The 6,000-nt window shown below is 57.7% G+C and carries 6 protein-coding genes and 1 pseudogene; 5 read left to right on the top strand and 2 right to left on the bottom strand.

Going from position 1 to position 6,000, the window contains the following annotated elements; translation table 11 throughout:
• Positions 1–142 precede the first annotated feature (142 nt).
• A complete protein-coding gene (locus VMJ32_09285; protein HTQ39211.1) occupies positions 143–541 on the top strand; it encodes a thioesterase family protein in 399 nt (132 codons plus the stop codon).
• A 90-nt stretch (positions 542–631) separates the two neighbouring features.
• Here the strand turns inward: VMJ32_09285 and VMJ32_09280 are convergent, their stop codons facing one another.
• Positions 632–1,537, bottom strand: coding sequence for a GGDEF domain-containing protein (locus tag VMJ32_09280; protein HTQ39210.1), 906 nt, complete (start codon positions 1,535–1,537; stop codon positions 632–634).
• A 240-nt stretch (positions 1,538–1,777) separates the two neighbouring features.
• Positions 1,778–2,176: a phosphoribosyl-AMP cyclohydrolase gene (gene hisI / locus VMJ32_09275; protein HTQ39209.1), complete on the bottom strand. Its 399-nt coding sequence runs from the start codon at positions 2,174–2,176 to the stop codon at positions 1,778–1,780.
• A 156-nt stretch (positions 2,177–2,332) separates the two neighbouring features.
• On the opposite strand from hisI, the gene VMJ32_09270 reads away from it, so the two are divergent.
• The 4 genes and pseudogenes from VMJ32_09270 (at position 2,333) to VMJ32_09255 (ending at position 5,923) form a co-directional block, all read left to right on the top strand.
• Entirely contained in the window at positions 2,333–3,784 is a 1,452-nt protein-coding gene (locus VMJ32_09270) for a hypothetical protein (protein ID HTQ39208.1), read from the top strand.
• Positions 3,785–3,948: 164 nt separating this feature from the next.
• On the top strand, positions 3,949–4,659 hold the full coding sequence (gene deoC, locus VMJ32_09265) for a deoxyribose-phosphate aldolase (protein HTQ39207.1): 711 nt from the start codon (positions 3,949–3,951) through the stop codon (positions 4,657–4,659).
• Between the two features lie 48 nt (positions 4,660–4,707).
• Positions 4,708–5,049: pseudogene (locus tag VMJ32_09260) on the top strand (four helix bundle protein).
• A gap of 34 nt (positions 5,050–5,083) precedes the next feature.
• The gene (locus VMJ32_09255; GenBank protein ID HTQ39206.1) at positions 5,084–5,923 is read left to right on the top strand and encodes a purine-nucleoside phosphorylase; all 840 of its coding nucleotides are present in this window, start codon (positions 5,084–5,086) and stop codon (positions 5,921–5,923) included.
• Positions 5,924–6,000: the final 77 nt, after the last annotated feature.

Genomic DNA, 6,000 nt, shown 5'->3' with positions numbered 1-6,000 from the left:
GTCAACGTGCCGCCGACCAAGTCTAGTCGTTTGGTCATCTGCCGCCTGATGCAAAATTCTAGAGCGGATCGTATAACGGCTGGACGGAAGATTGAATCAGAAGATTCTAGACACAAGGCCACCAGACATTTTACCGCTTCCAATGCTCTCCCAGCACGACGTGCAAATTCGAGTTCGTTACCAGGAAACCGATGGCCAAGGCCGGTTGCACCATGCCAACTACTTCACGTACTTCGAGCAAAGCCGCACCGAGCTGCTGCGCGCCGCCGGGATGAGCTACCGGCAAGTGGAAGAGGCCGGGTATATGCTGGTCGTCGTGGAAATCGGATGCGAATATTTTCTGCCCGCCAGCTTCGACGAATTGCTTACCGTGCGCACCAAAATTGTGCGGGCCAAAGGGGCCCGAATGGAACACCAATACGAAGTGTTCCGCGACGGCAAGTTGATGGCCCGCGGCCACAGCGTCGTGGCTTGCGTAGATCGGACGGGCAAACCCAAGCGAATTCCGGATTGGCTGTTGCCCAGCGATGGGCCAAGCTAATCTCGCTGGCAAATCAGGCAGTGCCGCGTGGCAAATTTCGCTGGGCTCGCCGCAGAATGGCTGTTTCGCTTCTGGCGGACGATGGCGAGATTAAGCCAACATCGTTTCCAGTTTGGTTTGCTCGTGGGCCGATGAATCGCATCCGTCAACCAGCGTATGCTTCACTGCATTTTTGGCGCGACGTTTAACGACGTACATCAGGTCGTCCGCAATTTTCACGATGTCGTCCAACATCGGCGGAGGCGACAAAAATGTGGCCACTCCAATGCTGAACGTGACCGGCCAGACGTGATCCCGCATGCTGCGCTTCAATTCTTCTTGGAGTCGCGAAATATATCGTTCCGCATCGTCAAAGGTCATATCCGGTGAGATGACCACGAACTCATCGCCGCCGATTCGGGCCGAAATGTCCGATTCGCGCGTCGTTTGGCGGATGGTTTCCGCCACCACTTGGAGCACTTTGTCTCCTTCGGCATGACCGTAGGTATCATTGACGCGCTTGAATTCGTCGAGGTCTATGAAGACCGCAGTCAACGAGCGGCCGGCGCGGCGGCAACGGGCGACATCGCGTTGCCCGCTTTCAAACAGCGACGCCCGGTTGGCCAAGCCCGTGAGTTCGTCATAGCGGCTTAAAAATCGTTCGCGGGCTAATGCGGTCCTTAACCGAGTGAGCATGTAGGCAAAGGCGACAAACACGATGAACCGCATCCCCGCCTGCCAGTACTTGGCCAAGTAGGGCATGGGTTCCGGCGGCGAAAGCACATCGTCGGCAATCCACAAAATGGAGGCAAAAAACGACAGCACAACGGCGGCCCGCATGCCCAGCAACCAACACCCCAACGCCACGATGGGAAAGTAGAGAACGTACACGGTGTATCGTTCGCCGCTGAAATAATCGGCGGTGGCAACCAGGAGTGTGGAAATTGCGAACAGGGCGTACAGCCACGGACGGGGCCAACGGCCAAGCCGATCGAGCCAATAAAATCCCAGGGGCATTGCGGTTCTCACGTCGATTGGAGTTTGGGAGCGTTCGAAAATCCATCCAGCTAGGGTGGCAATAAATCCACGGCATCCGGCCAAGGTAAATCAGCAGACGGAAATCTGAGGATTCGCACTTTGCAGCCTGCCGCCATAGAAAACATAGCTTGCTTTTGCTTGAAGAAAGCCCCGGCATCCGCCCGCCTGGGCAGCATGGAAAGACCCTCCGGACACCAATGAGAGATTGCCCGGCGCGAACTATTCCGACCGCTTGGGGTAAACCGTCGCCGGATCGACCATCCGCTGGGCCGCCAGTTCGAACTCGTTGTCAGCGCGGCGGCGGAAAAAGCAACTGCGGTAGCCTTCGTGGCAGGCCGGACCGGTTTGCCGAACTTTGAGCAAAATGGTGTCGGCGTCGCAATCGACAAAAATCGCTTCGACTTGCTGCGTGTGGCCGCTTTGTTCCCCCTTTCGCCACAGCCGGCCGCGGGAACGGCTGAAGTACACCGCCTGGCCGGTGGCCACGGTCTCGGCGTAACTTTCGGCGTTCATCCAAGCCAGCATCAGCACTTCGCCCGTGTCGGCATCCTGCGCAATGGCCGGTAGCAGGCCATCGTTTTTGGAAAAGTCGGGAATGTTGGTTGTCGGTTCAGTCATAAATGGGGCGCCATGATAAATGTACGACCAGCATATCCGACGAAGGGTTCACCGGCCAGCATGCCGGATATACTATGAACGCTCCGATTACTTTGCACCACCTGCCATAGACGTATTCCGTAGAAACTTGTTCCATTAGACATGTTGTCTTTACCCATGTTCGACCCTACTGAACTCGGCCCGCCCGACCGCACTGCATGGGATGAAAAACTGGTCGAGCGGCTGTCGAGCATGACGGCTTATGACGCCGACGAAATGCTGGGTTACATTGCCGAGCAAAGCTCCCGCCAGGGTTTGGATTACATCAAAGACAGCGGCGAGCGAATTATCATCCCGCTGTCACCGGCGCCGGTGCGATTCACCGCGCGGCAAGTGAAAGCCCTGCGGCAAGCATTCAAGCAGTTGGCAGCCGCGGTCGCCAAAGTGGCCGCCGCCTGGCTCGACACACCCCTTCTGCAACAGGTGTTGCCGCTGGAGCCCTACGAGGCCGATTGGCTGCGGCTGGCACATCAAGCCCCGGAAAATCCTGCGGCCCAAATTTTCCATCGCTGGGATTTCGCCATGAACGCCGCCGGCGATCCGGAGGCGGCGCACTTCAAATTGTTTGAAGTGAATTCCGTCGATGTGGGCGGCATTCATTATGCAGGCGCGGGCGACAACGTGATGAGCGGCGTGTTGATGTTGCTGGGCGCGCCCAACGTCTGGAGTTCGCCCCAAAGCTGCGGCGCTGATCCGCGGCTGATTTTAATGACCGCGCTCATGTTCCATCCGTCGGCCCAGGCAGTCAAAGGCCAGCGCAAGTTGCGGGTGGCGATTGCCGAAAATCAAGATTTCACCACTGGCATTACCGAGGCCGAGTCGATTCGCAAATTTCTGCGCAAGCGGTTCATCAAATGCGAATGTGTCGATGCCCGCCGATTCGAAACGCATCCGCAATATGGCGTGGCCTACCGCGGCAAGCCCGTCGATGTGGTTTACCGCAACATCGAGCTGCGCGATCTGCACGACCTGGAAACTGCGGGCGGCGATTTGTCCGGTTTGCGCGCCGCCGCTCAGTCGGGCAAATTACTCTCGTCGCCGTTTGGCGAGCTGGATCACAAAAGCCTGTGGGAAGCGCTCGGCTCCGAAGAATTTGCCGGGCTGTTCATCGCGGAAGAAAATCGCTTGATCGCCCAGCATGTCCCCTGGACTCGGCTGTTGCGGGGCCGCATGACACACGATCCGGGCGGCAAATTCGTCGATTTGCCCGATTACGTGCGCCGAAATCGCACGGCCCTGGTGATGAAGCCCAACCGCAGTTGCGGCGGGCAAGGCGTGACCATCGGCCGCATCACTTCGGCCGCTGATTGGGACCGAACGCTCGATGCGGCAATTAACTCCCCCGACACGTGGGTAGCGCAGCAATATATTCCCATCCCCCGGCGGATCACTTGCCGCGTGACCGAAGACGGCCGCTTCGAACCCGACGAAGTGTTTGCTGTGTATGGCGGCTACCATTCGATCGGCGGCATCGGCTTCGTCGGCCGTGTCAGTCACAATCCCGTGGTCAACGTGATGCAAGGCGGCGGCCTGCTGGCCGTGATGGGAAAAATGCCGCGTGGTAAATGAGATGCGGGGTAAATAAGACGCTGTGCAAAAGAGATCTGTCGCTCTCCACGCGCCGGCATGGTGAATCGGATTTTGCTGAGTGCGGCGCATCCGCCACTTGGCAGTGAGTTCAGCCTGCGTAAAATGCAGGATTCACACCGCCACACATTTTTAGAGTGCATCTCATGTCCACATCGCTTGCCACGTTGATTGATTTGGCGTTATTGCACCCCACGCTCACCGATAAAGAACTGCATGCCGGCTGCGAAAAGGCCAAACAGCTGAACGTCGCCAGCGTGTGCATTAAGCCCTACGCTGTGAAGTTGGCTGCCGACCGGCTGCGGGGTTCTAGCGTGGCGGTGGGCACCGTCATCGGCTTTCCGCACGGCAGCAACGCGCCGGAAATTAAAGCGGCCGAAGCCAAGCTGGCCTGCCAGCAAGGCGCGACCGAACTCGACATGGTCGTGAACGTGGGCAAAGTGATGAGCGAAGACTGGGATTACGTGGAGCGCGACATCAAAGCGGTGCTCGACGTGGCCCGGCAGCACAAAGCCGTGCTGAAAGTGATTTTCGAAAACGATTTTCTCACGAAGGACGAGTGGAAAATCAAGCTGTGCGAAATTTGCGGCAAGCTGGGTGTCGATTTTGTGAAAACCTCGACCGGCTTCGGTTTCGTCAAGCAATCCAGCGGTGATTACAACTACAAAGGCGCGACCGAAAAAGACGTGGCCCTGATGCGCAAGCATTCGCCGCCGAACGTGGGCATTAAAGCGGCCGGCGGCGTGCGCACCCAGGCCGAAGCGCTGAAGATGCAAGAACTCGGCTGCACGCGCTTGGGTACAAGCGCGCCGGAACCGATTATCGGCGGCGGCAAATCAACGGGTACGGGATATTGAGCAATGCAGAAGGCAGAAAGCAGAAGGCAGAATAATGCCGAATGATCGTTGGGCAGATTTGAAAGCGCGAACCAAGGAATTTGCATTGAGGATTATGCGACTCGTTCGGGCTTTGCCCAGTTCGCTTGAGGGGCGGCGGATTGGCGATCAGCTGCTGCGTGCGGGAATGGGAGTGGGTGCAAATTTTCGTGAAGCAACCCGTGCACGCAGCGGTGTGAATTCGCTGCCAAAGTGAACATCGCTTTAATGGAGTTGGAGGAAGTGTCCTATTGGTTCGAATTATTGCGCGATGGCGAGATTGTCGCAGTCGAAAAACTAGCCTCCCTAATGGCCGAGACAGAAGAGCTAAAAGCGATTTTCGTCACCATCATCAAAAACGCCAAGGAAGAATAAATCTTCTGCCTTCTGCCTTCTGCTTTTTTATATGCTCCACCAACTCCCCAAAATCGCCGACGCCTCAGCGTTCATCCACTCGCGCTGGCCCCAAAAACCGCGGGCCGGCATCATCCTCGGCACCGGCCTGGGCGATTTGGCCACCGCCATTGAAAATCCCACCATCATTCCCTACGCGGAAATTCCCCACTTCCCACGCTCCACCGCCATCGGCCACAAAGGGCAACTGGTTTGCGGCACGCTGGCCGGTTTGCCCGTCGTGGCCATGCAAGGCCGCTTTCATTTTTACGAAGGCTATCCCATGTGGCACATCACGCTGCCGGTTCGCGTGATGAAATCCCTGGGCATCGACCTGCTCATCGTCTCCAACGCCAGCGGTGGACTCAATCCGCAATATCGCTCCGGCGACGTGATGGTAATGGAAGACCACATCAACCTGATGTGGGGCAATCCGCTGATCGGCATTAACGAAGATTCACTCGGCCCGCGCTTTCCAGACATGTGCGCGCCCTACGACCGCACGCTCATCAACCGGGCGTTGGAAATCTCCCGCCGCGAAAACTTTGTCGCTCATTGCGGCACGTACGTGGCGGTGACCGGCCCGAATTACGAAACCCGGGCCGAGCAGCGGTTCGTCCGTAAAATCGGCGGCGACGTCGTCGGCATGTCGACGGTCCCGGAAGCGATCGTCGCCGTCCACGCCGGACTGCGAGTTCTGGCTCTTTCGACTGTCACCAACGAATGCCGGCCCGACGAGCCGAATCCCAAACCGACTACCGGCGAAGAAGTCGTCGCCATCGGCGCCGCCGCCGCCCACAAAGTCCGCACCATCGTGCTGGGCATTTTAGCCGAAGAAGCAAAAACCAGATGAACCGCAGAGACGCGGAGACGCAGAGGAGTCGAAAAACAAGTAAACGCAGATAAACGCGGATGAAAAGGATGGACACA

The organism is Pirellulales bacterium, from assembly GCA_035499655.1.
Lineage (GTDB): Bacteria > Planctomycetota > Planctomycetia > Pirellulales > JADZDJ01 > DATJYL01.
Note: the sequence above shows the minus strand (reverse complement) of the source record. Positions and strands in the feature narration are given on the sequence as shown.